At 58.7% G+C, this 25,590-nt stretch carries 21 protein-coding genes; 6 read left to right on the top strand and 15 right to left on the bottom strand.

What is annotated here, in order from left to right:
- Positions 1 to 260 precede the first annotated feature (260 nt).
- The 3 genes from F560_RS0115570 (at position 261) to F560_RS23410 (ending at position 4,305) form a co-directional block, all read left to right on the top strand.
- Positions 261 to 2,096 (top strand): DEAD/DEAH box helicase, encoded by a 1,836-nt coding sequence (locus tag F560_RS0115570; protein WP_019006679.1) that lies wholly within the window; start codon positions 261 to 263, stop codon positions 2,094 to 2,096.
- A gap of 6 nt (positions 2,097 to 2,102) precedes the next feature.
- Positions 2,103 to 3,053: a YqhG family protein gene (locus tag F560_RS0115565; protein ID WP_019006678.1), complete on the top strand. Its 951-nt coding sequence runs from the start codon at positions 2,103 to 2,105 to the stop codon at positions 3,051 to 3,053.
- A gap of 208 nt (positions 3,054 to 3,261) precedes the next feature.
- The gene (locus F560_RS23410; protein ID WP_019006676.1) at positions 3,262 to 4,305 is read left to right on the top strand and encodes a hypothetical protein; all 1,044 of its coding nucleotides are present in this window, start codon (positions 3,262 to 3,264) and stop codon (positions 4,303 to 4,305) included.
- Between the two features lie 47 nt (positions 4,306 to 4,352).
- On the opposite strand, the gene F560_RS0115550 is transcribed toward F560_RS23410, so the two are convergent.
- Positions 4,353 to 4,562, bottom strand: a complete 210-nt coding sequence (locus F560_RS0115550) for a YqzE family protein (RefSeq protein ID WP_019006675.1) — start codon at positions 4,560 to 4,562, stop codon at positions 4,353 to 4,355.
- A gap of 152 nt (positions 4,563 to 4,714) precedes the next feature.
- Here F560_RS0115550 and F560_RS0115540 point away from each other — a divergent pair, with 152 nt between their 5' ends.
- Positions 4,715 to 5,449, top strand: coding sequence for an N-acetylmuramoyl-L-alanine amidase (locus tag F560_RS0115540; protein ID WP_019006673.1), 735 nt, complete (start codon positions 4,715 to 4,717; stop codon positions 5,447 to 5,449).
- An 88-nt stretch (positions 5,450 to 5,537) separates the two neighbouring features.
- Here the strand turns inward: F560_RS0115540 and F560_RS0115535 are convergent, their stop codons facing one another.
- Complete coding sequence (locus tag F560_RS0115535; protein WP_019006672.1) at positions 5,538 to 6,383, bottom strand: divergent polysaccharide deacetylase family protein; 846 nt, start codon at positions 6,381 to 6,383, stop codon at positions 5,538 to 5,540.
- Between the two features lie 264 nt (positions 6,384 to 6,647).
- Here F560_RS0115535 and F560_RS23405 point away from each other — a divergent pair, with 264 nt between their 5' ends.
- Positions 6,648 to 6,902, top strand: coding sequence for a hypothetical protein (locus tag F560_RS23405; protein WP_019006670.1), 255 nt, complete (start codon positions 6,648 to 6,650; stop codon positions 6,900 to 6,902).
- A 143-nt stretch (positions 6,903 to 7,045) separates the two neighbouring features.
- Here the strand turns inward: F560_RS23405 and F560_RS0115520 are convergent, their stop codons facing one another.
- From F560_RS0115520 to F560_RS0115490, 7 genes are all read right to left on the bottom strand, one after another.
- Positions 7,046 to 7,306, bottom strand: a complete 261-nt coding sequence (locus F560_RS0115520; protein ID WP_019006669.1) for an HPr family phosphocarrier protein — start codon at positions 7,304 to 7,306, stop codon at positions 7,046 to 7,048.
- On the bottom strand, positions 7,303 to 9,033 hold the full coding sequence (ptsP, locus tag F560_RS0115515; protein WP_019006668.1) for a phosphoenolpyruvate--protein phosphotransferase: 1,731 nt from the start codon (positions 9,031 to 9,033) through the stop codon (positions 7,303 to 7,305). The genes F560_RS0115520 and ptsP overlap by 4 nt, the downstream gene beginning before the upstream one ends.
- Positions 9,030 to 10,220: a mannitol-1-phosphate 5-dehydrogenase gene (locus F560_RS0115510; RefSeq protein ID WP_019006667.1), complete on the bottom strand. Its 1,191-nt coding sequence runs from the start codon at positions 10,218 to 10,220 to the stop codon at positions 9,030 to 9,032. The genes ptsP and F560_RS0115510 overlap by 4 nt, the downstream gene beginning before the upstream one ends.
- Positions 10,217 to 10,654 carry a PTS mannitol transporter subunit IIA gene (locus tag F560_RS0115505; protein WP_019006666.1) on the bottom strand — a complete coding sequence of 146 codons (438 nt, stop codon included), beginning with the start codon at positions 10,652 to 10,654 and terminating at the stop codon, positions 10,217 to 10,219. The genes F560_RS0115510 and F560_RS0115505 overlap by 4 nt, the downstream gene beginning before the upstream one ends.
- Entirely contained in the window at positions 10,651 to 12,729 is a 2,079-nt protein-coding gene (locus F560_RS0115500; RefSeq protein WP_019006665.1) for a BglG family transcription antiterminator, read from the bottom strand. The genes F560_RS0115505 and F560_RS0115500 overlap by 4 nt, the downstream gene beginning before the upstream one ends.
- Positions 12,730 to 12,792: 63 nt before the next feature.
- Positions 12,793 to 14,235 carry a PTS mannitol transporter subunit IIBC gene (locus tag F560_RS0115495; protein ID WP_019006664.1) on the bottom strand — a complete coding sequence of 481 codons (1,443 nt, stop codon included), beginning with the start codon at positions 14,233 to 14,235 and terminating at the stop codon, positions 12,793 to 12,795.
- A 190-nt stretch (positions 14,236 to 14,425) separates the two neighbouring features.
- Positions 14,426 to 15,205 (bottom strand): arginase family protein, encoded by a 780-nt coding sequence (locus tag F560_RS0115490; RefSeq protein WP_019006663.1) that lies wholly within the window; start codon positions 15,203 to 15,205, stop codon positions 14,426 to 14,428.
- Between the two features lie 203 nt (positions 15,206 to 15,408).
- On the opposite strand from F560_RS0115490, the gene F560_RS0115485 reads away from it, so the two are divergent.
- Positions 15,409 to 15,903, top strand: coding sequence for a ferritin family protein (locus F560_RS0115485; RefSeq protein ID WP_019006662.1), 495 nt, complete (start codon positions 15,409 to 15,411; stop codon positions 15,901 to 15,903).
- Positions 15,904 to 15,906: 3 nt separating this feature from the next.
- On the opposite strand, the gene F560_RS0115480 is transcribed toward F560_RS0115485, so the two are convergent.
- From F560_RS0115480 to F560_RS0115455, 6 genes are all read right to left on the bottom strand, one after another.
- The gene (locus tag F560_RS0115480) at positions 15,907 to 18,168 is read right to left on the bottom strand and encodes a heavy metal translocating P-type ATPase (RefSeq protein WP_019006661.1); all 2,262 of its coding nucleotides are present in this window, start codon (positions 18,166 to 18,168) and stop codon (positions 15,907 to 15,909) included.
- 171 nt (positions 18,169 to 18,339) lie between these two features.
- Entirely contained in the window at positions 18,340 to 19,494 is a 1,155-nt protein-coding gene (locus F560_RS0115475) for a Ger(x)C family spore germination protein (RefSeq protein WP_019006660.1), read from the bottom strand.
- Positions 19,491 to 21,059 (bottom strand): spore germination protein, encoded by a 1,569-nt coding sequence (locus F560_RS23400; RefSeq protein ID WP_019006659.1) that lies wholly within the window; start codon positions 21,057 to 21,059, stop codon positions 19,491 to 19,493. The genes F560_RS0115475 and F560_RS23400 overlap by 4 nt, the downstream gene beginning before the upstream one ends.
- A 6-nt stretch (positions 21,060 to 21,065) precedes the next feature.
- Positions 21,066 to 22,157 carry a GerAB/ArcD/ProY family transporter gene (locus F560_RS0115465; protein WP_026298325.1) on the bottom strand — a complete coding sequence of 364 codons (1,092 nt, stop codon included), beginning with the start codon at positions 22,155 to 22,157 and terminating at the stop codon, positions 21,066 to 21,068.
- A 149-nt stretch (positions 22,158 to 22,306) separates the two neighbouring features.
- Entirely contained in the window at positions 22,307 to 23,815 is a 1,509-nt protein-coding gene (locus F560_RS0115460) for a response regulator transcription factor (protein ID WP_019006657.1), read from the bottom strand.
- Entirely contained in the window at positions 23,812 to 25,545 is a 1,734-nt protein-coding gene (locus tag F560_RS0115455) for a cache domain-containing sensor histidine kinase (protein ID WP_019006656.1), read from the bottom strand. Before F560_RS0115455 ends, F560_RS0115460 begins: the two co-directional genes overlap by 4 nt.
- Positions 25,546 to 25,590: the final 45 nt, after the last annotated feature.

The following is a 25,590-nucleotide window of genomic DNA, read 5'->3' as shown; positions in this document are numbered from 1 at the left end:
AATCCTACGCAACAATACCGTAAAGTATGTACATTTTACTATATATTGTGCGTAAATTCTATTTTAATATACAACATATTGTATTTCCACCGGCCTATCGCGACATCAGACGGGCTCAGCCGAGCCTGGCGGCGGCCTGTTCCGGCATGCTCCCGTTTTCTCCCTTTTGCGCCGCCCGCTTGTTTTGAAAAGGTTCCGATTGCTCATACTAAACAAAGAAAGATTGTCCCTGCGACAGCAACGAGAAGGAGGACCGACACGTGCCCATTCAACCCGCTTCGCAACCGTCCGGAACGCCGGCGATTCAAGAGGACCGTCTCCCGCAGCCCGCCGCCGAACCCGATTCCGCCGCTTCTTCCGGTTCCCGGAGCGAGACGCCGGCCGCGCCGGACCGCGCCGCCCAACCGGCACGCAAGCTTCATCCGCTCGTCGATCTGCACGTCGACCGGAGCGCGTTCGAGGAACTGGAGCGCCGAATCGAGCGCAACGGGCCTTGGGACGACTGGTCGCTGTACCAAATGGCCTGGGAGGCCGAAGAAGCCCGGCGCGTCGCCGATTTTCACGAATTGCAGTGCTTGCGGCTGCTGCCCGGATTTACGCCGCTCCCCCACCAGACGGAAACGGCGCGCCGCGTCCTGTACGAAATGAGGGGCAGAGCGATTCTGGCCGACGAGGTCGGTCTCGGCAAAACCATCGAGGCCGGCCTAGTGCTGAAAGAGTATCTCGTCCGCGGACTTGTCCGCCGCGCGCTCATTCTGGTCCCCGCTTCGCTTGTCCTGCAGTGGGTGCGGGAGCTCAACGGCAAGTTCGGCATTCCCGCCGTCGCGCACAAAAAAATGTATCACTGGGAGCACGACATCGTCGTCGCCTCGATGGATACGGCCAAGCGCGAGCCGCACCGCTCCTTCCTGCACGGAAGCGAATACGACATGCTCATCATCGACGAAGCGCACAAGCTGAAAAACAAAAAAACCGGCAACTACCAATTCGTCAGCGACCTGCGCAAAAAATACTGCCTGCTGCTGACCGCCACGCCCGTGCAGAACGATTTGTCCGAGCTGTACAACCTGATTACGCTGCTCAAGCCCGGACAATTGGGAGGCGAGGGCGAGTTCGCCGCCAACTTCGTCGTTGGCCGCCGGGTCGCCAAAAACGAAGACAAGCTGCAAGAGGCGCTCGGCCAGGTCATGATCCGCAACCGGCGCAGCGACGGCGGCCTGGAGTTCACCAAGCGCACGGTCACCAACGTGCCGCTGCGGCTGTCTCCAGACGAGCAGGCCTTGTACGACGGCGTGACGCAATATGTCCGGCAGCACGCGCAAGCCGAGCGGGGCGATCTGGCCAGCATGCTCTCGCTCGTGACGCTGCAGCGGGAAGTGTGCTCAAGCCGCGACGCCGTCTTTCTGACCTTGATCAACCTGTCGAAAAAAATCCCGCCCGATTCCCCGCTGCACGCCCGGATTTGGGAGCTGGTCGAGCTGATTCGCAGCATCCAGGCGAACACCAAAGCCGAGGCCACCATGAAGCTTGTCGAGAACATCGGCGAAAAAGTCATCGTCTTTACGGAATACCGGGCGACGCAGGAATACCTGCTCCGTTATTTCAAGGAGCACGGCCTGTCTGCCGTGCCGTACCGCGGAGGCATGAACCGGGGCAAGAAGGACTGGATGATGGACCTGTTCCGGCGCAGGGCGCAGGTGCTTGTCGCCACCGAGGCGGGAGGCGAAGGGATCAACCTGCAATTTTGCCACCATATCGTCAATTTCGACCTCCCCTGGAATCCGATGCGGGTCGAACAGCGGATCGGGCGCGTGCACCGGCTCGGCCAGACCGAAGACGTCCGCATCTTCAACCTGTGCACGCTCGGGACGATCGAGGAGCATATTCTGCATTTGCTTCACGAAAAAATCAATATGTTCGAAACGGTGATCGGCGAGCTGGACGAAATCGTGGAGCGGATCGAACGCGAAGAATCGCTGGAGCGGAGGCTTGCCAAAATGCTGCTGGAATCCGCCGACGAGCGGGAACTGCGCAGCCGGATCGACGGTCTCGGCGATGCGCTGCTGCAGACGCGGAATCAACGACAGCGGGAGTGAACGGACATGAACGCCAAGCAAGTGCAACGCTTTGTCATCTCCTATCTGGAAGCGACGGGCAGCAGCATTATCGAGAAAAGCCCGACACACGTCACCGTGAAGCTGTCGCCGGAAGCCGACCGCGCGCTGACGAACCGCCCGTATTACTGGAGCTTTGTCGACCGGACCGGTGCCGAGCCGGAGACGATGACGTTCCGCTGGAGCTTCGTGCATCCGTCCGAAGCGGAGCTATCCGGGCCGGAGGCGGCGCGGGATGGCCAAGCCGGGGCCCAGCCGCAGGTTCAGCCCCAAGCCGGAACCCAGCCTGCTGCCGGAATGCCCATGCCCTTGCTGCAGAACGGTCCCCGCGTCATTCGCGACGACGTTTACTTCGGCTCGCGGCGGCTCGATCAAATCTTCGAATCCGTCCGCCAGTTCGGACGCTGCGTCACGATGTTCGAGGAGCCGCCCAAGCGGACCGGCGTCGGCCCGCTCGGCTCCGTTCCCTATACGGCTTGGCTCGGCGTCAACTTCAAGGTCGGCTACGAATGCGACATGAAGCGCGAGGAGCTGTACGGCTGGGGCATTTCGCTGGCGACGGGCGTCATCGACGAAGCGTTTCTGGAGCGGGTGCGGGAACGCCGGCTGACGCCCAAGCTGCCCCCGAACGTCCACCTGCTTCCGAACGGGCTGTCGCTGCGCAAGGCGATGGCGCAGTTGGAGCATGCGCTGGAGCGCAAGCTGAAAGCCGCCGATTTCCAGTGGGCGGCCGAAGCCGAGGAGCGCAGGCTGGACGAGCTCGCCCGGCTGGAAGCCTATTACCGGCCGATGATCGATCAAGCGGAGGAAGGCGAGCCGAAGGAGGCGCTCCGAGCGAGGCTGAAGCAGCGCTCCGAAGAAATCGACTGGCAGTACCGGCCCCGCGTGACGATGTCCGTCATGAATTGCGGTCTTTTTCACCTGCCGGGAATCGGGTAAAGAAATAGAAAGCACCAATCGACACAACCGTTCCTCCTCGGCGAAAAAACGCGGTCACGTTTCAACAGCATCGGCAAGGCTTGTCCGCTACAATGCAAGAGAACGGGCAATACGCCCGTCCGATTGTCCGATGGCTTGTCCGCATGAAGACCAGCATCGCAAACGACCGCAGCGCTGGGAAGAAGATCAAAGGGCAGGTGGAATCGAAATGAAAATCAACGTGAATCGCCGCCGGCATGGACGGAATCGTCTTGTACTCCGGGCGATGCTCATTGCCGCGCTTGCCGCCGCGGCGCCCGTTGCGGCCGCGGCCGCCGTCATCCCGCCGGGCGCTGTCGCCGCGCTCTCCGGGACGCCATCGGCCGCACTGCCGGCCGGCGGAGCGGCGCAGACGCTTCGCTTCGCCTCGGTGCAGAGCGCTTCGCTGGCTCTGGAACCGCCGGCGCCCGAGCAGGCGGGTTTGGAGGCGAAGCTGAACGCCGAAGCGGAGCGGTGGATCGGCCGGCTGGCGCAGGAAGCGCCTTTTGCGCAATGGCGGAACGCGGCCTCGCGAATCGAAGCGCTCGGGCCCGGAACGCATGCCTGGATCGCCACCGTACTGAAGGACGGGCGAGCGGTCGGATACTTAATCCTCTATGCCGCCGAAGACGGCTCCTTCCGATTGGGCGAATACGGGACGGGCTCCCAGCCGCTGTTCGACGCTGCGGCGCTCAAGCGGTCGCTCGTCGAAAACGGGTTGATCCGGTCCCGGGATGCCGAATCCGGGTCGTATCAGGCGACGCGGCATTACTTTCATCCTTTCGCCGCCATGTGGGAAGTGAACACGGGAGAAGATACGTACTGGCTCGACGCCAAAACCGCCGAGCTGCTCCCGATCCGGCCGGACGGCTGGGCGGAGCTCAAGGCCCGGCTCGCTTCCGCAAGCCGGACAAGCGGTCCTCCCGCGCCGGATGCGGACGACCGTCCGGCCCTCCTTACGCTGAACGAAACCTTCGATCCGTACGAGCGGCTTCCCTGGCTGATGGACGAACGGCCTTATGCGTCAGACGGCGCCAAACTCAAGCAAAGACTGGATGCGAAGGGCCATCTGCGGTTCGTCGCCACGCCGTTCGGCGAATCGATGCTGTATGCGCTGCCGGTCGTCGGGTACCAGGAATGGTCGTCCTCTCGGCTCGATCTTGCGCTGGACATGGCGGGGCTTCGGTTTATTCCGGCGGAAACGCTCATGGATCTCGGACTGTTTTATCGATAATAAGAGCAAAAAGCTCCGACAACGAACGAAAGCCGCAGGTCCCGGGCTTATGAGCCCGGAACGTGCGGCTTGTTTTTTCTCCGGTCTTGCCACCATAACTGGATGCCTACGGCCAGCATTCCAAACCAGCGGACGCCCCACGGCTCGCGGATCTGCTTGCGCTGCCGCCGAAGCTCTTTTCGGCTTTCGGCCGGAGTCGTCAGGTAAACCGCGAACCGGTTCGCCACCCATTTGAGCCATTCCAATCCGTCGTTCATCCGCAATTCCCCCTTTATGGCTTGCTATCTATATCATGTCCGGCCGGCGAATTTCCCAAACGCGGCGAAATTTTGGCCTTCTTTGCATGGGAGCCGCTTTCACGAGCCACGCTAAAGGAAGAAAATCCGTTTCGGAAGGAGGGTAAATCCCCATGAGGTCCTCCATCGTTCGCAAGCTTGGCATCGCCATCCTGACAGCAGCCACGCTGGCATGGAGCGTTCCGCTGCCTGCGGCGGCAACCCCGGAAGACGGCAGTTTCGAAGAGGACGATCGCAAAGCGGCCGTCCAAACTCCGCACAGCCTGCCGGTGGCCGATGTGCTGATCGACGCGGGACACGGCGGCATCGATTCCGGGACGCATTACAAGGATATTTTGGAAAAAGACATCAATCTGGCCATCGCCCGCAAGCTCTACTTGATTCTGAAAAGCCGCGGCGTTCGGGCGGTCCTGAACCGGACCGGCGATTACGCGCTGAGCAACGACAACCGCTGGCACCGGGCATCGCGCCATATGAGGGATTTGTCGCAGCGCGGAAGCTTGACCGAGGAGATCGAAGCCAAGCTGTTTGTCAGCATCCATGTCAACTGGTCGCCGAAAGGGAAAAAACGCGGCCCCCTCGTCATTCACCAGAAGGAAGGCCGCAGCGCCCTGCTTGCTTCCTTCATCCAGCAAGCCTTGAACCGCCAGCAAAATACGCGCCGCCTCCCGCAATCCGGCGGCAAATACTATGTGCTGAACCGGATCAAGGTGCCGAGCGTCATCGTCGAAACCGGGTTCCTGAACCATGACGGAGACCGGGCCATGCTGACGTCCCCGCGCGGCCAGACGCGGGTTGCGGCGGCCATTGCCGAAGGCATTTTCTTTTATCGCTGCATCGCCCCGTAGAGACGGACGAACCGGATCGCCGGCGGGTGCGGAAAGATGCATGAGGCTGTCCCTTAGCAATAAACTTGCGCAAGGGACAGCCTCGCCGTTATTGGCCCGTCTTAAGCGCCTCGTCCGGCAGTATCTGCGACAGCGTAACGAATTTGACCTTCTTCTGCAGTTCCGGAATGGCCGATTTCAGCGCTCCCGAGGTAATGAGCCCCGGCGGCCCGACGTGGCCGATCACGACGCATTTCTCGTCCTTCTCCAGCTTCTTTCTGACGACGGCAAGCTGCCGCGCGACGTGATTGGCCGTGTAAACGTCGTCGAGAAACACGTCGTTCTGCAGCAGCGGAACGCCGAGCTCCCGGGCGACTTTCGGCACGACGGTTTTGTAGGAGGTCCGGCTGTCCAGGAAAAACAGCCCTTTCTCCTTGCACACCTGAAGCACCACCCGCATGACGCGCTCGTCGGCCGTCGCCTTGGAGCCCATATGGTTGTTCATGCCGACCGCATGCGGCACGTCGGCGATGGCCTCCTCGACCCGCTTGCGGATCTCTTCGTCCGGCAGCGACGTCAAAATCGCTTTCGGCCCAAGCCAGTTCGGATTGCCCCGCACCGGCTCCATCGGCAAATGAACGATGACGTCATGGCCTTTGGCATGGGCAAGCTCCGCGTCTTCACGGGTGCTCGGAAGGAACGGCATGACCGCCGCGGTCAGGTGAACCGGCAGCTCCAGCATTTCCTTCGTCCCCTTCATCCTGTTGCCGAAATCGTCAATGACGATCGCGATCCGGCTAGACGTTTCGGTCGGTTCCGGCGTCATCGGAATCGGCTCGGCCGCCGCGGCCGCAGACAGGGAGCCCGCCGAGAGGCTCCCGATCGCCACGGCCACAGCCAGCCACAGCCCAATTCGGCGGATCGATCCGTCCGCCGCATGTCCTTTGTTTTCCACCTTCTCCTTAACCCTCCTTGACTGCCGCTGGAAGCAAATCTTCTATCATTGTGGCTAGCCGGCCGCCAAAATATTCCCGGAGATCCGCAGGTTCATGTTCGGCGGCCGGGTTCCCAAAGCCGATTCGTTTCCCGGCCATCAAGCCGAAGGCGCAGCTATGCATGCGCGGAATAATCGGGACTCCGGCCTCTTTAGGCATCCATACAAGCGTATGCATTTATCCTTTCGTATATTGTAAAAACCCAACGAAAGGAGATGAATGCCTTGTCTTCCCATCACGGACACTCCCCTTGTCCGGCCCAATCCGTCGTCGATCCGCCGGAAGTCGTTTACGAAGACTACTTTCATCCGCAGGTCGTTCAAGTGATTCATCCGATTGAAGTGATCCGCCGCCATCATTGCGTGCCGGTTCCGCACCACGTTTATACCGTCTCCTGCAAAGACGTCTTCTGCGGAGGAGCCGGTCCCCACGATTACCGCGGCGGACCGCGCCTCGCCGGCCTGCGCAAACGCCGCTGATTATTCGCGTTCTCATTGCCCTCGCGGCCTCCGCTTCAAGCCCCGGCTTGAGGCGGAGGGGTTTCCCTCTCATCAAAAAAACGGACAAAAGAGCGCCGTTCAGCGTCTTTTGCCCGTTCCTGCCACTGCGTTTGCGTTGCCGCTTATTCGTGCACCTGCGTCAGCAGTTTACCCAGCGTTTCCATCGCCTGTTCTTCTTGTTCGCCGTCGATTTCCAGCGTCACTTCGTCATACTGGGCAATGCCCAAGGTCAGCATGCTGAGCGAACTCTTGCCGTTCGCTTTTTTTCCTTTGCTGGAAACCGTTATTTTGCACGGAAACCCAGCGGCGGCCTGGACGAACGCTTTGGTCGGCCGCACGTGAAATCCCGTCGGATTGACTACCGTGAACGTTTTTGCAATCACTTGTTGTCCCCTCCCGAAAGTTGTTGGCGCACGAACGTTTGAACGTCGTCTTGGCTGGCGAATTGCAGCGCCCGGTCGGCAAGCGCAGTCCACTCGCCGTAAGACAGCTTGCCGATCTGTTCGCGCGCCGGAAGAATGCTGCCGGGGCTCATGCTGAATTCATGCAGACCCAACCCGAGCAGCAGCGGAATCGCGGTTTCGTCTCCGGCCATCTCGCCGCACATGCCGACCCACTTGCCTTCCCGGCGCGCCGCGTCGATGACCATCCGGATCAGCCGGAGAATCGACGGATGACACGGCTGGTACAAATACGACACCGATTCGTTCATCCGGTCCGCCGCCATCGTGTATTGAATGAGATCGTTGGTCCCGATGCTGAAAAAATCGACTTCTTTGGCGAACTGGTCCGCCGCGATCGCCGCGGCCGGCACTTCGATCATCATGCCGACTTCGATCGTTTCCGCCAGCTCCGCGCCTTCTTCGATCAGCTTCGCCTTCTCTTCCTCCAGCATCCGCTTGGCCGCCAGCAGTTCGTCCAGCACGGCGATCATCGGAAACATAATCTTCAGGTTGCCGTACCGGCTGGCCCGAAGCAGCGCCCGAAGCTGCGTTCGAAGCAGCTCCGGGCGCGTCAGGCAGAGTCGAAGCGCCCGCTGTCCGAGGAACGGATTGCTTTCCTTCGGCAGTTCCATATACGAAAGCTCCTTGTCCCCGCCGATATCGAGCGTCCGGATGACGACCGGTTTGCCGTTCATTTTCTCCAGCACGTATTTATAGCTGTTGAATTGTTCGTCCTCCGTCGGAAGCCGGTCGCGGCCCATGTACAAAAATTCCGTGCGGAACAGGCCGATCCCTTCCGCCCCGTTGTCAAGCGCCTTCTGCACGTCTTCCAACTGGCCGATGTTAGCGGCAAGTTCGACGCGATGGCCGTCTTGGGTCACGCTCGGACGGTCCACCCATTTTGCAAGCTCCGCCTTGCGGGCGTCGTAGCGGCTTTTTTTCTTGCGGTATTCCTCAAGCTCTTCCGGCGAAGGATCGGCTACGACCACTCCTTCTTCCGCGTCCAGCACGACCCATGCGCCGGGCCGGATTTCGCGCAGCGCCTCGCCCGCACCGACGACCGCCGGTATGCCCAGCGAACGGGCCATGATCGCCGAGTGGGAAGTGCGGCTGCCCACTTCGGTCGCAAATCCGTAGACCGTTTCGAGATTGAGCTGGGCCGTATCCGAAGGCGTCAAATCGGACGCGATCACGATGCACGCTTCGGAAATGCCGGACAAATCGGCGGATTCCGTTCCGCGCAAACGGTTCATGACGCGCCCGCATACGTCCTTAACGTCCGCCGCCCGGCCCCGGAGCGTTTCGTCGTCCAGTTGAAGCAGCGTTTCGACGAAAAACGCCGACGCTTCGTGCAGCGCGAATTCCGCATTGACCGCGTTATCCCGAATGTTCCCCTCAATCGTATCGATCAGCTCGGGGTCCTCCAGAATCAGCAGATGACCCTCGAAGATTTCCGCTTTTTCCTGGCCGAGCTTCTCTTCGGTTTGCCGGCGGATGAGCTCCAGCTCATCTTGCGCCTGTTTGACCGCTTCGCGAAAACGCTCCACTTCCCGCTCCGGATCGTCGACGGTCCGTTTTTCCGGAACGAACGTTTCCGATTTCAGCGGATAAGCTTTCGCAATGGCGATCCCGGGCGAAGCCCCGATGCCTTTGAAGTATCGTGTCATCGCGCGGCACTTCCTTTCGTATGCGGGTTGTTGTTCTTAAGCGTCTCGTAGGAATCGAGAATCCGCGCGTGCAGAGGATCGCTTTCGGCCAGTCCGGTATACCGGGCGACCGCTTCGGAAACGCCAAGCTCCCGCAGCGTTTGCTGAAGCTCCTTCGCCTCCGGATCTTCGGGGTAATCGAACAGCAGGGCCGCCGCGATCGCCTTGATGAGATAAGGCGTTTCGATGCCAAGTTCGCGCGCGATCGTTAACGGGCGGACGAGCCGTTCGTCCGGCGACAGCTTGCGGATCGGCGAACGTCCGACCCGGACCACTTCGTCCGTCAGGAACGGATTGCGGAACCGCTCCAGGATGTTCTCGATGTATTTGGCATGCTCGGCTTCATCGAAGCCGTACTGGCGGGTCAGGACCGCGCCCGTCTCTCCGAGCGCTCCGCGCACTTCCGCGACGACGGACGGGTCGCCCATCGCTTCCTGAATGGTGCGGTAGCCGTTTTCACCGCCGCGGGCATAAGCGTGATACGCCGCGGTGCAATGGCCCGTATTGACCGTAAACAGCTTCCGCTCAATATACGGCTGAAGCCGGTCGACATAGTGCACGCCCGGAATTTCGCGATAACCGTCCAGCATCGCGGAACGGTCCACCACCCACTCGTAGAACGGCTCGACGGTAACGGCCAGCCGGTCTTCGTGCTGCTGAATCGGCACGATCCGGTCGACGGCGGCGTCGGGAAAAGCGACGAAGCGTTCGGCGCGTTCCCGAATCCCCTCGGGCAGAAGCTCGAAGACGAGCTGCTTCAGCCGGGTGCTGGCGCCGATGGCGTTCTCGCAGGCGATAACGTGCAGCGGCTTCTCGGACAAGGCCAGACGGCGCTCGATGCCTTTGGCGATGGCGCCGGCGATGTGCTTCAGCACGCCCGCGCCTACCGCGGTCGTCACTACCTCCGCTTCGGCGATCGCCTGCGCCACCCGCTCCGTTTCATTGCCGTGGATCGCCGTAACGTTTTGGACAACCGTTTCTTCCGCTTCCGCATTGGCCAGCCGGACCGTGTACGCTCCCCGCTCCTGAAGGAGCCGGACCAGCTCGTCGTTCACGTCGACAAATTCCACCCGGTAACCGGCTTGGGACAGCAGCAGACCGATGAAGCCCCGGCCGATGTTTCCTCCTCCGAAATGAACGGCCTTCATGAAAGCTGCAGTCCTTTCTCAAAGATGGCAAGCAGTTCTTCCTCCGAAGAGGCCTTCAGGATGCGTTCCATTTCCTCGTCCTCGGACACCATCAACGCCAGGCTGGACAAAACCTCCAGGTGCTCGTCGCCGACGGCGGCAAGCCCGATGACCAGACGCACCGGCTCTCCGCCGAAGTCCACGGCGTCCGAAAGCACCAGAATGGACATGCCCGTGGAACGGATCAAGTGCTTCGAGTCGTTCGTTCCGTGAGGCAGGGCAAGACCGCCGCCGAGATACGTGGACGACAGCGTTTCGCGCTCGACCATTTTTTCCACGTAACCCGCTTCGACATGTCCCGCTTCGACCAGCAATTGCCCGGCAAGGCGAATGGCTTCGAATTTGTCGTTGACTTTTACGTTCAGCTTAATTTTTTGTTTGGATAAAAAACTCATGATGGTTCTCTCCATTCCGGTTTTGTTTTAATGTATATTTCCAACTGCTTCGAGAAAAACGCCCGGATGGCGTCCTCATCGCCTTCCCGAAGCAGGCGGCCGGCTTCCGGATCCAGCAGGAGCGCGCTGATTTCGCTCAGCACTTCCAGCGTCTCTTCGCTTGCGCCGGCGGGAGCCAGCATCAGAAACGCTTGCTTCGCCTCCGTGGCGGGTGTCGTCCGAAGCGGCGATTGCAGCCGGAACAGCGCAAGGACGGGAGCGCGAACCCACTCGCTTCTGACATGAAAGAAAGCCAGCTGCGTTTCGGGAAGAAGGACGCTGCCCTGGCGCTCCCTTTCCATAAGCTGCTCCGCGACCTTGGCTTCGTCGGCGACCGCCTTCCCGGGTCTTAGCTTGGCGAGCATGGCGGAAAGCGCGGCCTTAAGCGCGCCTTCCTCCGCGGAAACCGGCACGTTGAGCGAATAGACCCGGAACCTTTCCAGAACGACGACCATTTCGTTAAGGGATCGGTTCATGCGCTTAAGCCGCTCCCACGCCCCCCGTTCCTCCTCCGGCACCTCGGGCGCCGTCGGCTTGGGGTCGCCCGGAAGACGGCGAATGTAACCCCGGAGTTTATCCGTCTCCTCCCGGGTCAGCAATGGGCTCAGTTTGATATACCGTTCGGGTTCGATCGGCAAATCGACCGTAGAGATAATGAAATCATATTGATCCTGCGGCACGCGCGAAGCCTCGTACCACGAGTAATTGCCGATGATTTCGATTTGCGGTATTTCCTTGGTAATCCTAACCGCAAGCAGCTTCGAGGAGCCGATGCCGCTTGTGCACACCAGAAGCGCCCTGACGTGCTTGGGCGCCATCTGCCACCGCTCGATCGCGGCGCCGAAATGCATCGCGACATAGCCGATTTCTTCAGCCGGAATGGGCACGTCTTGCCACAATGCGTCCATTCCTTCCCGGACGGCGGCAAACAACCGCTCGTAATCCTTCTGGATTTGCGCCAGCAAAGGATTTCTCGGCACTTCCCCGCGGGCCAGCCGCTCCAGGGCGGGGCCGAGATGACGCACAAGGCCGTCCAGCAGCGACCGGTCCTGATCGAGCGGAAGCCCGATCCGTTCCCCGACCCGCCGAATCAGCCCGAGGGTTTTTTCCGCCAGTTCCAAGCCGCTCGCGTCAAGAAGAAAGGATACGGACGTCTCGGCGGCGGAGGCCTTGGCGTCCTCGATCAGCGAGTGCAGATGCGCGGCTTCCGGCTCGCGCCATTCAAGGCCGAGCGCGTCGAAGATCCGCTTGACGGTCTCGTCCGCGTTTCTCCTGCGGCCGGCGGCTTTCCGCGGCGGACGCTCCGCCGGATGGCCGCGCTTCATCCGGGCGACGGCTACCGACAGCCGAAGCAGGAGACGGGTATATTCCGGCTCCTGCAACTTTCGGATCCAATCCTCGCCCGCTTTCCACAATGACCGCTCAACCGCCAGAAACCACGGCTTTCCGGCCAGTTCGAGCAGCCGGCCGGCAAACGGCCAGCGGTCGGCATGCTCCCGCAAAGACCCGTAGAAATCGGACGCGTCCAAATATTCCTCCGCCATCCAGACAATCAGGTTGCGCTTGGAGCGTTCGGGGCCCCGGATTTCCACGCCGTAGCCCCGTTTCCGCACCAAATGCAAGCCGTTTTGAGCCAGCAGGGGCTCAAGCTCGTCCAGATCCCGGCTTACCGTCGGAATCGCCGCCCGGACGTCGCTGGCCAGCGCAAACAGCTTCACCGGCTCGGCTTCCTCCAGCAGCCGGCAAAGCATCCATCCTTTGCGCTCTTCCGCCGAGAATTCCGACGTATCCGATTTGCGCAGCTCTTCCCGGAACTTGTCCAGATCGCCGCCGCTTTCCGCCAGCGCGATGCCGATGCCGGTTTTTTTGACGAGAGACAACCCGTGGGCGGCCAGCAACGTCTCCAGTTCCATCAGTTCCCGGTGAACCGTTCTCGTGCTGGTCTGAACTTTTTCCGCCAATTCGCCTGCGGTTGCTCCTTCCTTCCGGTCAAGCAGCAAATTCAACAGGCGGCGCTGCCGATTGGACAATTTCATTCCGGTTAAACCTCATCTCTGAATTGAGCGCAAGCGCCTGTGCGCCTTACGAAGCGCCGCTGTTTAGGATTGTTTCAAACGCTCGACAAGCTCGTCGTACGCAGGGCTCTTCAGAAAATTGTCGATGGAGATGTGCTCGGCGTTCGGCGCTTTCAGCTTGGCGCGATCGGTCAGCGTTTTTTGCGTGATGACGATGTCCGCGTCCGCCGGAATGTCGCTGATCGCCGAATTGGTCACCTTCACCTTGCTGCCGGCCGCCTCCAGCTTCTTGCGCAGAATGGAGGCGCCCATGGCGCTGGAACCCATGCCCGCATCGCAGGCGAAAACGATTTTTTGGACTTCGGAAGCCGATTTGACGATTTCCGCAGCCTCAGCGGCCGCTGCGGCCGCCGCAGGCACTTCCCCTTTGGAAGCGGCTTTCATTTCTTTTACCTTTTCCTTAGCGGCATCCAGATCTTCTTCCTGCGTCTTGCGGCTTGTTTTCAGCAGCAGCGATGCTACGATAAACGATGCGGCGGCCGAAATCAAGACCCCGCTAAGAACCGGCACGTAACCGCCTTTGGGCGTCATGGCCAGGTAGGCGAAGATGCTTCCGGGCGACGGAGTGGCCACAAGCCCGGCCCCCGTAGCGGTAAAGGTCAACGCTCCGGCTACGCCGCCGGCGATGGCGGCCAGAATCAGGCGGGGATTCATCAAAATGTAAGGGAAGTAGATTTCGTGGATCCCGCCGAAAAAGTGAATGATGATGGCGCCGGGAGCCGATTGCTTGACGCTGCCCTTGCTGAACAGCCAGTACGCGAGCAGAATGCCAAGTCCCGGTCCGGGATTGGATTCGAGCATGAAGAGAATGGACTTGCCCGCCTTGGACGCTTGCTCAAGCGCGATCGGACCCAGTACGCCATGGTTGATCGCGTTGTTCAAAAACAGGACTTTGCCGGGCTCGATCAGCACATTGATCAGCGGAAGCAGTCCCGCGTCGATGAGCCATTGCACGCCGGAAGCGAGCGCTTTACTGATTCCTTGAACCACCGGCCCGATGACTTTGAACGCCCCGATCGCCAGCAGGCCGCCGATAATGCCCGCGGAGAAGTTGTTGACGAGCATCTCGAAGCCCGAGCGGATTTTGCCTTCGACCGCTTTGTCGAATTGCTTCAAAATCCAGGCGGCCAAAGGTCCGACGATCATGGCGCCGAGAAACATCGGAATTTCGGAACCGACGATGACGCCCATCGTCGCGACGGCGCCGATCACTCCGCCGCGCGTTCCGTGAATCGCCGTACCGCCCGTATAGCCGATCAGCAGCGGAAGCAAGTATTTGATCATCGGTTCGACAAGGGAAGCCAGGCTTTCGTTCGGGATCCAGCCGGTCGGAATAAACAATGCGGTAATCAGTCCCCACGCGATAAAAGCGCCCATGTTCGGCATGACCATACCGCTCAGAAATCGTCCGAACCGCTGGACGGCCACTTTCGCCCCCTGTCCGGAAGGGCCGGGTTGCGTATTCATGAGAAAAATAACCTCCTTTGGATTTGGAGCAGCGGATTTCGATTAGTATCCCACTGCGGTCTGAATCCATGATACTGTGCAAGCGTTTTCAGTTTCAATCAAAGAAAAAACAGCTTTCGTCATGAAAGCTGTTGACAAGATTTTTGTTGAACTATGCCGAAGTATGTCGAAATATGTTGAAAGCGGATGGTTATGATGCGTCTTTGCGCTCGATCCACCGGATCGCCCGATCCACGAGCACCCGGTTCGTTCGCTCGTTGATGTTGAGCGCCCTGCGGATTTCCTTGCGGTAAGCATGGACAGGCGAATACGGGTATTCCCCGCAGATGTCGACGCCGGCAATCTTCCGGCTCGACGCGATGCCGTCCAGAATGCCGAGCAGCTGGCGAAGCGTGACATTGCCCTGGTCCCAATCGGTTACCGCCTCGTTCCGGTTCAGCACATCCTTGTCGATGCTGACATAGACGAGCTCCGTCGGAATTTGCGACACAATCGACCGGACGTCGGATTCCAATCCCTCGATCGAACGGACCGAATAGGCGGCGACTTTGGAGCCGACCGACGCGGGAATCTCCCGTAGCCCCTCCTCGCCGACGCCGAGCAGCAGCACTTTGGCCAAAAAAGGATTGTTCCGGATGGCCTCAAGCACCCAGGAGCCGCAAGACAGAAGCGATTCGTCCGGCGGCTCCAGCATTTCCGTATGATAATCGAACAACACCAGGGTAAAAGGCCGGGCCATTTCCGACAAAAGCAGATAGCTGACGTAATGATAATTTCCGCCGCCGATGACGGTGACGCCGCGATTTCGGCGCGCTCGCAATCTGGCGTCTATTTTGCGGACCGAATCTTTTACACAGTATCCGTTTGTCTGCCTGATATCCGTAAAATCGATCCATTCGTACGCCGGCTTGCGAAAACTAAGCTGAGGACATAAAGATTGGTCGAAATTTAGTACGGATACGCCTTTCATAGCTCCCCTTCCCTCTTATTTTTCAATATTCGGAAAATTTGTCCGAAGACCATATTTATTTTACCATCCGAGGCTGAGCAAGGCAAAATTCGAGCGGTCCGGGCTTCGCGTTCGTTCGGGAAAACGGCTTCGAAAGGCGGGCATTCACCCGGCGGCGGGCAATGCATAGACTGATGCAGGACCATAAAAAAAGGAGCGCGAACATGTATCCCCAACAGTACGCCTATTACGGGTGGATTCCGGTGCGGGTTGCGCCCGCGGAAGGAGCCGGCGGCGAAGCGCCCTGCTTGCAGAAGGCGCTGCCGCTCATCAAGGAAGCCGTTCAGGGCGAACGGGAAGACGAGTTGTTTTATCAGCACCTCATTTCCCTGGCTCCTTCCAAGGAGGAAAAGGGCATCATCGCGTCCATCCGGGACGACGAGCGGAAGCACAACCGGATGTTCCGCCAAATCTACAAGGATCTCACGGGAAAAGAAATCCAGGCCCCGGAAAAAACGCCGTTCGAGCGGCCCTCTTCCTACCTGGACGGAATCCGGACGGCGCTGTTCGGCGAGTTGAAGGCGGTCGAGAACTACCGCCGGATCCGGCAATGCCTGCCCGCCGGCGGCCCGTACCGGGATATGCTTTTCGAAATTATTACGGACGAATTGAGGCATGCCTCGAAATACAACTATTTGTTCGCCTTGAACCGGAAGTAGGCTTTACCGGCGCAAGCTTGCGCGCTGCAAGCGAAGCGCGTTCAGCACGACGGAAACGGAGCTTAGCGCCATCGCCGCGCCGGCCACCCAAGGCGCGAGCAGCCCCAGGGCGGCAACCGGAATCCCCAGCGTGTTGTAGCCGAGCGCCCAGAACAGATTTTGCCGGATGTTGCGCATCGTCAGGCGGCTCATCTCGATGGCGTCGGCGATGCTGTTCAGGTCTCCGCGCATGAGCGTCACGTCCGCCGTTTCGATCGCGATATCGCTGCCGGTGCCGACCGCCATCCCGACGTCCGCCGCCGCGAGCGCCGGCGCGTCGTTGATGCCGTCCCCGACCATCGCGACCCTTCGGCCGATCGATTGCAGCTTCCTCACTTCCGCCGCCTTTTGCTCCGGAAGCACTTGCGCGCGCACCTGTTCGATGCCGGCTTGCCGCGCGATCGCTTTCGCCGTACGCTCGTTGTCCCCCGTGAGCATGATGACTTCGATGCCCATCTCCTTCAGACGGGCGACGGCGGCTTTCGACGTTTGCTTGATCGTGTCGGCGACCGCGACGATCCCCGCATAGCGGTTGCCGATCGCCGCGACCATCGCCGTCTTGCCCGCTTCCTCCAGCTTGGCCATCGTATCATAGGCGCGCGCCGCATCCGCAACTCCGTATTTCTCCATCAGCCTGCGAGTGCCGACCAGCAGCTCTTTGCCTTCGATCGTCGCCTTCACGCCATAGCCGGGAAGCGCTTCGAAGGAGGCCGCGTCCGGAATCTCGAGGTTTCTCGCCCGGGCGCCGGCCACGATCGCCTCCGCCAAAGGGTGCCCGGAATTTTTTTCCGCGGCGGCGACAAGCCGGAGAAATTCCGCCTCGTCCCCTTCCGCCAGCACATCCGTCAACTCCGGCTTCCCGCTGGTGATGGTGCCGGTTTTGTCCAACACGACGGTGTCGATTTTATGGGTTTGCTCCAAATGCTCCCCGCCCTTGAACAGGACGCCGAGCTCGGCCGCACGGCCGGAGCCTGCCATAATGGAGGTCGGCGTCGCCAGGCCGAGCGCGCAGGGACAAGCGATGACCAGAACCGCGATCGCGTTTTTCAACGCGGTCGCCAGTTCGCCGGGCGCGGCGAGCCAATACCAGACGATGAACACCAAAGCCGCGATGCCGACCACAATCGGGACGAAGATGCCCGATATGACGTCCGCGATCCGCTGAATGGGCGCTTTCGAGCCTTGGGCTTCCTCGACGACCTTAATGATTTGCGCCAGCGCCGCGTCTTTGCCGATCTTGGTCGCCCGAATCCGAAGGGCGCCGTTCTTGTTGATCGTCGCGCCGTAAACGGGGTCGCCGGCCGTTTTGAACACGGGAAGGCTTTCGCCCGTCAGCATCGACTCGTCGACCGTCGATTCGCCTTCCGCCACCGTGCCGTCCACCGGAATGTTGTCGCCGGGACGGACCAGCACGATGTCTCCCGGCACGACTTCCTCGACCGGCACGGTCCGCTCCTCGCCGCCGCGCAGCACGACGGCCGTCTTCGCCTGCAATTTCATCAAAGCGTAAATGGCGGCGGAGGTCCGCCCTTTGGCGAGCGACTCGAACAGCTTCCCCATCACGACCAGCGTGATCAGGATCGCGCTCGTCTCGTAATACAGGGGAGGCATATGATGCGCTCCGCCGCCGTGCGCAGCCCAATCGAGCGTTAAATACAGGCTGTAGAAATACGCGGCCGAAGTTCCGAGGGCGACCAGCACGTCCATGTTGGCGCTGCGGTTTCTCAGGGCTTTGTAGGCGCCCGCATAAAAAGGCATGCCGATATAAAATTGAACCGGTGTCGCAACCGCAAGCTGAAACCACGGGTTCATCAGCAGGTCCGGCACGTAAATCCAGGATGCAAGCGAGAAATGCGCGACCATGCTCCACAGCAGCGGAAACGAGAGAACGGCCGAAACGAGCAGCTTCCGTTTTTGCCGCGCCAGCCGGTCGCGGCGGTCCGGCGTTTGCGCGTCCGGCCGCTCCGGGATCGCTTCGTAGCCAAGTTGCTTCACTTTGTTCCGCATGTCTTCGACCGAGACTTCTCCCGGCACGTATTCGACCTGCGCCGTTTCCATGGCGAAGTTGACGGAAGCGCTCGTCACGCCGGCCAGCTTGCCCAGACCCTTCTCGATCCGGTTCGCGCATGCGGCGCAGGTCATGCCTTCCAGCTTGAAACGGGCGACCGCCTTGCCGTCCGCTTCCGGCGAGGTCTGCCTGGTTGCAAACGATGCTGCCGATTCCATGAGCGTTCACTCCTTGCAAAATACAGTTTTCTCTGATGACAGAATACCCCGGCACCCTATATTTTGATTGCCCTTATCATATACCCCCCCACCCTATATGTCAATAGGCCGCGGCAGCCGGACGGCCGGCAAAAGATCGCGGGGAATGACAGTTACCGTTCCGAATCGCCATCACTTTATACCGGAGTGGAATTTGTATCTGCCGGTACTGGTTAAGTGAACGTTGACATGAACATTGCGCAAAGCGTCTTCGTGCAAAACAAACTGATTCTCGTCCGCCAGCCGATGAAACGCGGCCGGATTATGCCGATAAAGCGTTTCGCCCAAATTATAAATATCCACCTTCCGCCGATAGGCTTTCGTGTAGGTGTTTCGAATTTGTTCTTCGATTTTTTGTCCGGCCATCTTCGCCAGTTCGCCCTCGGTCATTTCTTCAAACTGCTCGTTGATTACGGCTTTAACGTTCACGTTGATGTCGAAATACGCACGACCGTTCCGGATCGTGTGCCTGATGTCGATTTCCGGCGCTTCCATCACAAGCACGGCGGCCAATTCGTCGCCGCGGCCGATTGAAAGCGATATGCGGACCGTGCTGTTGTTCACCCACGGGACCCCTTCCAGTTCGGCCAGTTTCATGTGAACCGCAGGCCGATTACAATGAAACAGATGCAAACCGTCGTACTCCAACAGGGCGTGTTCTTGCCTGCTTTCTTTCCATTGGGTGCGATTGATTTTCAGGGAGGGCAAATAGGCCGTGCGCGGCTTTTCTTCCAACGCCATGATGAACTCGTACAGCCTGATCGGACGCACCATGGAACGCTGCCGGTAATGCTCGACCGGATTATGCAAGATCGAAGACTTCGGCGACAATCTGAAAAACGGGGTGACGCTAAGCACCTCATCAAGCGATTCCCTGGTGCTGTATGCCCAAATCAAATAACGGATTTCCCGGTACCGGTCGATCAATTCCAACGCTTCCCGGTATCTGTCTAGTTTCAAAATGCGTTCGCTGAAAACAACCGCTTCGACATGCCCCCACGTCACGTGTTGCTGCGAAGTTTCATACAAATGATTCACCGCATCCGTAAACGACTTTCCGATCCCTTTGCCGACCCAGACAGGCGTCTCTTCCTTTTTTTGCTGTCCTTCCAGCTTGGCGACCGAGGAGAAATCCAGCAACTGCACATACACGATATAATTTCCTTCTTCGTAATCGACGCCGATGGCGGCAGGATAATTTACGTTTTGGATCTCCCGACTGCTCCAGCAGCCGGTGGTCGCGGCAAGCATCAAAAGCAGCGCGAACAGCGCTTTCAGGCGCTTCATTTCTTATCTTCTCCCCCGCTTGTCGAATCGTCCGGATGCAAATACGTCGGCCTTCTTTTTCTCCATATCCATGGCATCCGGAAAAAGGCGTGTGCGATATCCTTGAAAAACATCGGGGAAAACGGCGCCAAATACGGCACGCCGTAGGACTGCAAACTTGACAAACGAATGAGCAGCACGAATACGGCCAGAAAAAATCCGTAAAGCCCGAACATGGCGGCCAGAAAAAAAATAAAGAACCGCAACGTGCTCACTGTTCCGATCAGGGATACGTTGGCAACCGTGGCGCCGAATACCTGTGTAATCGCCCCGATGACGACGATTGCCGGAGACAGAAACCCGGCCCGAATGGCGGCGTCGCCGATGATCAGGCCGCCGACAACCGTCAGCGTCGAACCGATCGAAGGCGAAAGCCGGACGCTGGCTTCCCTTAAGATTTCAAGGAATATCAAGGCGAGCAACATTTCCTGGGTAATGGAAAGCGGAATCCCCAGCCGATTCACCGTAATGGTGGCCAGCAGAAAAAAGGGGATTTGGTCCTGATGATGAGCCAAAAGCGCAACCCAAAATCCGGGCAGCAGCAATGAAACGACCAATCCCAGCAAGCGGATCGTTTGCCCGAAGGATGCGGAAAACCACGAAATATGGTTGTCCTCCGGCGTTTTCAGCACCATGGTCAAGGTAGCCGGGGCGACCAGGGCGGCAGGAGTGCCGTCCACCAGCAGGACAAAACGGCCGTTCAGCAAACAGGTCGCCGCAAAATCCGGCCGGCCCGTATAAAGCATCAGCGGAAACAAGGAGAATGATGGCGACAGCAGTTCCTCCAGTTGCGTCGCGCTGATGACTCCATCCATGTCGATGGTCTGAAGCTGCCGCTTTACCTCTTGAATGATCTTGGGATCCGCAATATCGTACATATACAATAAGGCGATTTTCGTCTTCGTGCGTTTGCCGATCGTGGTCATCTCGGATGCCAGAGAGACCGACCGAATCCGTTTGCGGATCAGCGCGATATTGGTCGAAACCTCCTCTACAAAACCGTCTCTGGGTCCCCGGACCGAAACGTCAATATTCGAATCCTCCGGATTTCGGGATGGCGTTAAGGCAATGTCAACGGAGCCGATAACGCGAAGGGCGGGAATGTACAGGATAAGTTTGCCTTCAAACGCCTGCTGCTCGGTTTGGCTTTGCCAATCCTCTTCCGGGAAAATCTCCAGCTGCAACTGGCTCTCTTTCTTCAACAGATTGGCGTCCTTAAAACCATGCGTTTCGTAAAACAGGCTCAGGCGGGGAAGAACCACCTCGTGAAGCATGAGTTGATTATCGCTTAAACTTTCGCAATTGACGAACAGAACCGTCGACTCGGGATCATCCGGCTTCAATACGTAAAAATGATGCTTGACGTCGCCGCATCGGCTGAACAAATCCAAGATGTCGGCGGCTTCCGGAGCCGCCGACATCTTGGCCGATATCGGCGGGCGGTCCGCGGTTTCCCGTTTCCCGGGCGGATTCGATTTGGCGATCAACCTTTTGAGCATTTGGGTGAACAGAGATTGGCGGACCATTGGATTTCACCTTCTCCTGATTCTGGCTATCGAGACTTTGATGACAAACAGCGCGGTCAATCCCAGGGAAACGCAAACAAAAACCGGAAAATACACGTCTCTAAGCAGGTTCAGAAAACGGGCGTCGCTGAGAGGCCATATAATCGCCACGATCATGGCCAACCCCGCGGCAGCTAGCCAAGTCCAACGGTTTCTGGGTTTCCAGATGTCAACCATCAAGAACAGCGCCAGCGATACCCGAATAAACGTGCCTGAAAGCCATTGGTAAATAGAAAAAAAGTCTAAATGGGCCAAGTATTGTCCGAGCTGTACCATACGCCACTGTTCGAAAGCGGGGTAACGCTGCTCGGCCGCCGCGTCCGGCCCAAAGATGGCAATGGCCCCCATCAGCGGTCCCAGGATCAGACCGGCCAACAGAACGCTGACGATCATCAGGCTGCCGAACTTGGGACGCTTGGACAAGTGTTCCTGGAAAAAAAGCAAGCCCATCAGTTCCAGATGCCCTCCGGCAGCGTAAACCATCCCATTCAAAATCGGCGTCATGCCAAATTCCATGACGGGAAACAACAGATGGTAATCTTTGTACTTAAAATTTGCGGACATGACAAATTCGCCAAGCACAATCACCACGGGCAGCAGAATGCCGGCCAGGATGGCCAAGGAACGCAAACCGGCGTTGGCCGCCAACACGCAGCCGATGACGGTCGCGAGCACGATCGCCAAAACCGGCGTTTGCGGCAAATAGGAGGCCACGGTCCAGGTTACCGTATCTTTCAACGAAATGATTCCCATGAAAAACAAGTAGGCCGAAAAGATGAGCAGCATCATCCTGGCCAACGTTTTTCCAAACTGCCTTGCCAGCCAAACCCTGAACGGAGTGCCGTTCATGTCTTTGATAATATAGGATAGACAAGCGACCCAGACCGGAGCGACCGCCAATGTAACCAGGACGGATAGCCACGCGTCTCGCTTTGCGGCTGTCAGCAATATCGGAACAATGATGACGTGATTCAAAATGCCGACAGCCATCATAATCAGGATATAGGCTTGAAACAGCGTAATTTTATTGCCGGTGTTGATTTGCGGAATGATAATCACCTTTTTCTTTCCATGTCCAAACATATGATTTCTACCGGTCTCCAGTTTTATACATTTGCAAACGTTGCCCGGCCCTGACCATGCAAAACGCAAAAAAGCCTCATGCCGGCGGCTGAAGCTTCTCTTTCAAACAAACCGCAATATGATTTTTATTCGCGAGGGAACCGGTTCTGCTCGATTTTGCGGATTTCCGAGGGATAGCATCCGAACATTTCCGTAAACAGCTTCGTAAAATGGCGCGTGCTATAATAGCCGACACGTTCGGCGACCTGCTTGATTTGCAGATTGGTGTTCAGCAGCAGTTCCTTTGCTTTGTACATGCGGATGCGCGTCAAATATTTGACGAAGGTCACGCCGGTTTTCTTGTGAAACAGCGTGCTTAAGTAAGCGGCCGAAACGTTAAGCTCGCCTGCGATTTGCCCGATGCCGATATCGTCCATGTAACGCTGCTCGATATATTGAATCACCTGATCCGCGAGATTGGCCGGCACCGGCTCTTTGGCTTCCCGAAGCAAGCGTTCCCCGAACTTGCGAAGCGCTTCGATCGTCTCGGAAGCCGGCGCCTGTCCCGGCAGTTCGAGCCCGATCGTATAGCGGATGAACAGACGGGCAGCTTGCCGGATGCAGGGCTGTTCGGCAAGGGGGGATGCTTCCAGCAGCGTTTCCAGGCTGCCAATGGCGTGCTGAACCTGCAGATGCATCCGGTTCTGCACATGCTCCGCGATGGCGGAGAGCAGCCGGCTCGCTTTCAGCTTTTCCGGATCGCCCGCTACCCTGGCGGCTTCCGAATAAGCCACATGCCTGCCGATGCCGAAGAGAGCCCGGAGCTCCGTCCACTGCATCAACTGCTGCAACTGGCGGTTCATCGCTTCAAAGCCCGCGCATTCGTCCGTCTTCAGCACGGTCATCATCATCTCCGGATTGCGCCGCTTCTCCGCCGCTTCCTTGACCTTGCCGAAGAAGCGGCTGACGCTCTCTTCGCCGGACCGCCCTTTCTCCGGATCCCACGCCGCCGCGGCGGCAATCTTCCCGCTCGGCAGCGAGAGCACCGCCGCATTCATGCCGTAGGCGAGATGCCGATCCGCGATCCGGCGCAGCTCTTCGTAGAACTCGCATTCCAATGCGGACACGCGGTTTGCGGGATGCGGCGCGTCCAAGACGAATATCCAGCCGGCAAAGCGGCCGCGGAAAAACATGCTGTCCCGTTCCTCGTACCTGAGCGAAGCGAGGCCGTTGCAAAGGGCAGACAAATGGTTCTCAAACTGCTGATTCAGCAAACGGATATATTCTTTGTTGTCCTTGTAAAGATTAAGCAGCGTCTTCTCCAGTTCCGCCTGCGCGACCGGCTTCAGCAAATAGTCCGAGACGCCGAGCTTTAACGCCTGCTGCGCATAAGCGAAATCGGAGAAGCCGCTCAGAATGATCCATTTGGTCAGCGGAGACAGGGCTTTGCCGGCGCGGATCGCTTCCAGTCCGTCCATCTTCGGCATGCGGAGGTCTACGATGGCGATGTCCGGCTTATGTTCGGCGACCAGTTCCAGCAGTTCCTCGCCGTTTGCGGCTTCGCCGGCAATACTCCACGCCGCTTCCATCTCCTTGATCATGCTTGTCAGGGCGGCTCTGACGAGGCTTTCGTCATCGGCGATGACCAGGTTCACTCTCCGTTCACATCCTTTAGCGGAATTTGTATGCGGACGAGCGTGCCGCGGCCGACAGCCGAGCTTACGTGCATGACCGCTTCCTTATACGCGAATTTCAGTCGTTCCCGGACGTTGGTCAAGCCTATGCCTTGGCGTGTCCGGCCCGGATCGAAACCCGCTCCGTTGTCGGCAATGCGGATGCCGATGCAGGCGCCGCCTTCGCCGAACGGCTCGACCGACGTTTCAACGGTGAGCGTGCAAGGCTCGGCGCTCGGTTCGACGCCGTGAATGATCGCATTTTCGACGATCGGCTGAAGCAGCAGCTTCGGAATGCGCGCGTTTTCCGTTCTCGGATCGCAATCGATTCGGACGTCCAGCTTTTCGGCAAACCGGATTTGCTGGAGCTCGGCGTATTTGGCGATAAAATCCAGCTCATCCTTAAGCCGCACCGTGTCGTGTCGATCAAGCGTATACCGCAGCATGCCGCTGAGCGCCAGAATCGCCCTTTCGAGCAAAACGCTCTGCCCCGTACGGTTCAACCCGATCAAGCTGTTTAACGTATTATACAGAAAATGCGGCTGAATTTGCGCCTGCAGCGCCCGATATTCGGCGTTTCGCCTGCTTAGCTCCGCGCGGAACTCCCTGTCGATCAGTTCGCCGAGCCGGGCGATCATCGTATTCAAATGGCTGCCGAGCTGGGCGACCTCGTCTTTGCCCCGCACCGGATAGAACGTGTTCAAATCGCCGCGCTGCACCCTTTTCATGACGCGCACCATCTTCTTGAACGGATTCGTCAGCCAGCGCGAAACGGTAAAGTAGAGCAGCAGCATCACGATCAGGCCGGATACGGCGACATAAAAGCCGACCCAATAGATTCGTTCGAGCTGGCTTTTTATCGCCGATTCGGGAAACAGGACGACGATCTGCCAGCCGGACCGGCTGACCGTCTTGCTTACAACCGAATAACGGTCCTTCGCATCGGCCAGTACGTTCCCCCCGGCCGCCAATTGGCGCTGCATCTCGGCGGGCAGCGGGCTGCTGGCATAGATGATCTTTTTCTTGTCGTCCAGGATCGCCGCGATCGAGCCGGAGGTGAGCTTGATCCCGCGAATCATCCGTTCCAGCACGATCGTATCCGCATCGGCCATCATGACGCCGAGCGGACGCCGCGAATCGGGGTCCTTGATCAGGCGGGCAACGGAGAACACCCTCTCTCCCCCGTCAATCAAATAGTCCTGCATATGCGCGCTGATGAACGCGACCTTTCCATCGGCCTCCAGCGCCTTGATATACCAGTCCTGCTTTTCGAACGGAAACCCTTTGACCGCCTGGTTCGTGTAGCCGTTTGGCGACGTCACGTAGACGGTGCCGTCCATCGGCAGCAGAATCGTGCCCAAAATATCCTGACGCATATTTTTCAAGTAATTCGGCAATGTCGAATAAAGCTGCTGATCCGCATACCATTGCTGGTACGGGGTAAGCGAATGCCATTGGGACGACGTCTTGGCCTTTAACGCTCTCATCACTTCATCGTTCAGGTAGGGGGCGATCGTCATGCGCTCCAAGTCGTCCAGATAGGTCTCGATTTGGAGCGTCAGCGCGGTCAGCGTCCCTTCCGTCAAGGAGGACGCCTGCTTCGTGATCAGCTTTTGATAATAGGACGGAAGCGTGACCACGAGAGCGGCGACGGGGATGACAACCGTGGCGAGAAAGAGCATCGACAATTTGAACCGGATCGATTGCAGCATGCGCTCCTCCTTATGGATGGCCGTCTTCTCTCCACCATTTTAGCG

The sequence above is a fragment of the Cohnella laeviribosi DSM 21336 genome, from assembly GCF_000378425.1.
Lineage (GTDB): Bacteria > Bacillota > Bacilli > Paenibacillales > Paenibacillaceae > Cohnella > Cohnella laeviribosi.
Note: the sequence above shows the minus strand (reverse complement) of the source record. Positions and strands in the feature narration are given on the sequence as shown.

Bases quoted from the DNA above. Each gene is read 5' to 3' on its own strand.
- F560_RS0115565 (WP_019006678.1), top strand. From the start codon at position 2,103: ATGAACGCCAAGCAAGTGCAACGCTTTGTCATCTCCTATCTGGAAGCG.
- F560_RS23410 (WP_019006676.1), top strand. From the start codon at position 3,262: ATGAAAATCAACGTGAATCGCCGCCGGCATGGACGGAATCGTCTTGTA.
- F560_RS0115550 (WP_019006675.1), bottom strand. From the start codon at position 4,562: ATGAACGACGGATTGGAATGGCTCAAATGGGTGGCGAACCGGTTCGCG.
- F560_RS0115540 (WP_019006673.1), top strand. From the start codon at position 4,715: ATGAGGTCCTCCATCGTTCGCAAGCTTGGCATCGCCATCCTGACAGCA.
- ptsP (WP_019006668.1), bottom strand. From the start codon at position 9,033: ATGACACGATACTTCAAAGGCATCGGGGCTTCGCCCGGGATCGCCATT.
- F560_RS0115510 (WP_019006667.1), bottom strand. From the start codon at position 10,220: ATGAAGGCCGTTCATTTCGGAGGAGGAAACATCGGCCGGGGCTTCATC.
- F560_RS0115505 (WP_019006666.1), bottom strand. From the start codon at position 10,654: ATGAGTTTTTTATCCAAACAAAAAATTAAGCTGAACGTAAAAGTCAAC.
- F560_RS0115500 (WP_019006665.1), bottom strand. From the start codon at position 12,729: ATGAAATTGTCCAATCGGCAGCGCCGCCTGTTGAATTTGCTGCTTGAC.
- F560_RS0115495 (WP_019006664.1), bottom strand. From the start codon at position 14,235: ATGAATACGCAACCCGGCCCTTCCGGACAGGGGGCGAAAGTGGCCGTC.
- F560_RS0115490 (WP_019006663.1), bottom strand. From the start codon at position 15,205: ATGAAAGGCGTATCCGTACTAAATTTCGACCAATCTTTATGTCCTCAG.
- F560_RS0115485 (WP_019006662.1), top strand. From the start codon at position 15,409: ATGTATCCCCAACAGTACGCCTATTACGGGTGGATTCCGGTGCGGGTT.
- F560_RS0115480 (WP_019006661.1), bottom strand. From the start codon at position 18,168: ATGGAATCGGCAGCATCGTTTGCAACCAGGCAGACCTCGCCGGAAGCG.
- F560_RS0115475 (WP_019006660.1), bottom strand. From the start codon at position 19,494: ATGAAGCGCCTGAAAGCGCTGTTCGCGCTGCTTTTGATGCTTGCCGCG.
- F560_RS23400 (WP_019006659.1), bottom strand. From the start codon at position 21,059: ATGGTCCGCCAATCTCTGTTCACCCAAATGCTCAAAAGGTTGATCGCC.
- F560_RS0115455 (WP_019006656.1), bottom strand. From the start codon at position 25,545: ATGCTGCAATCGATCCGGTTCAAATTGTCGATGCTCTTTCTCGCCACG.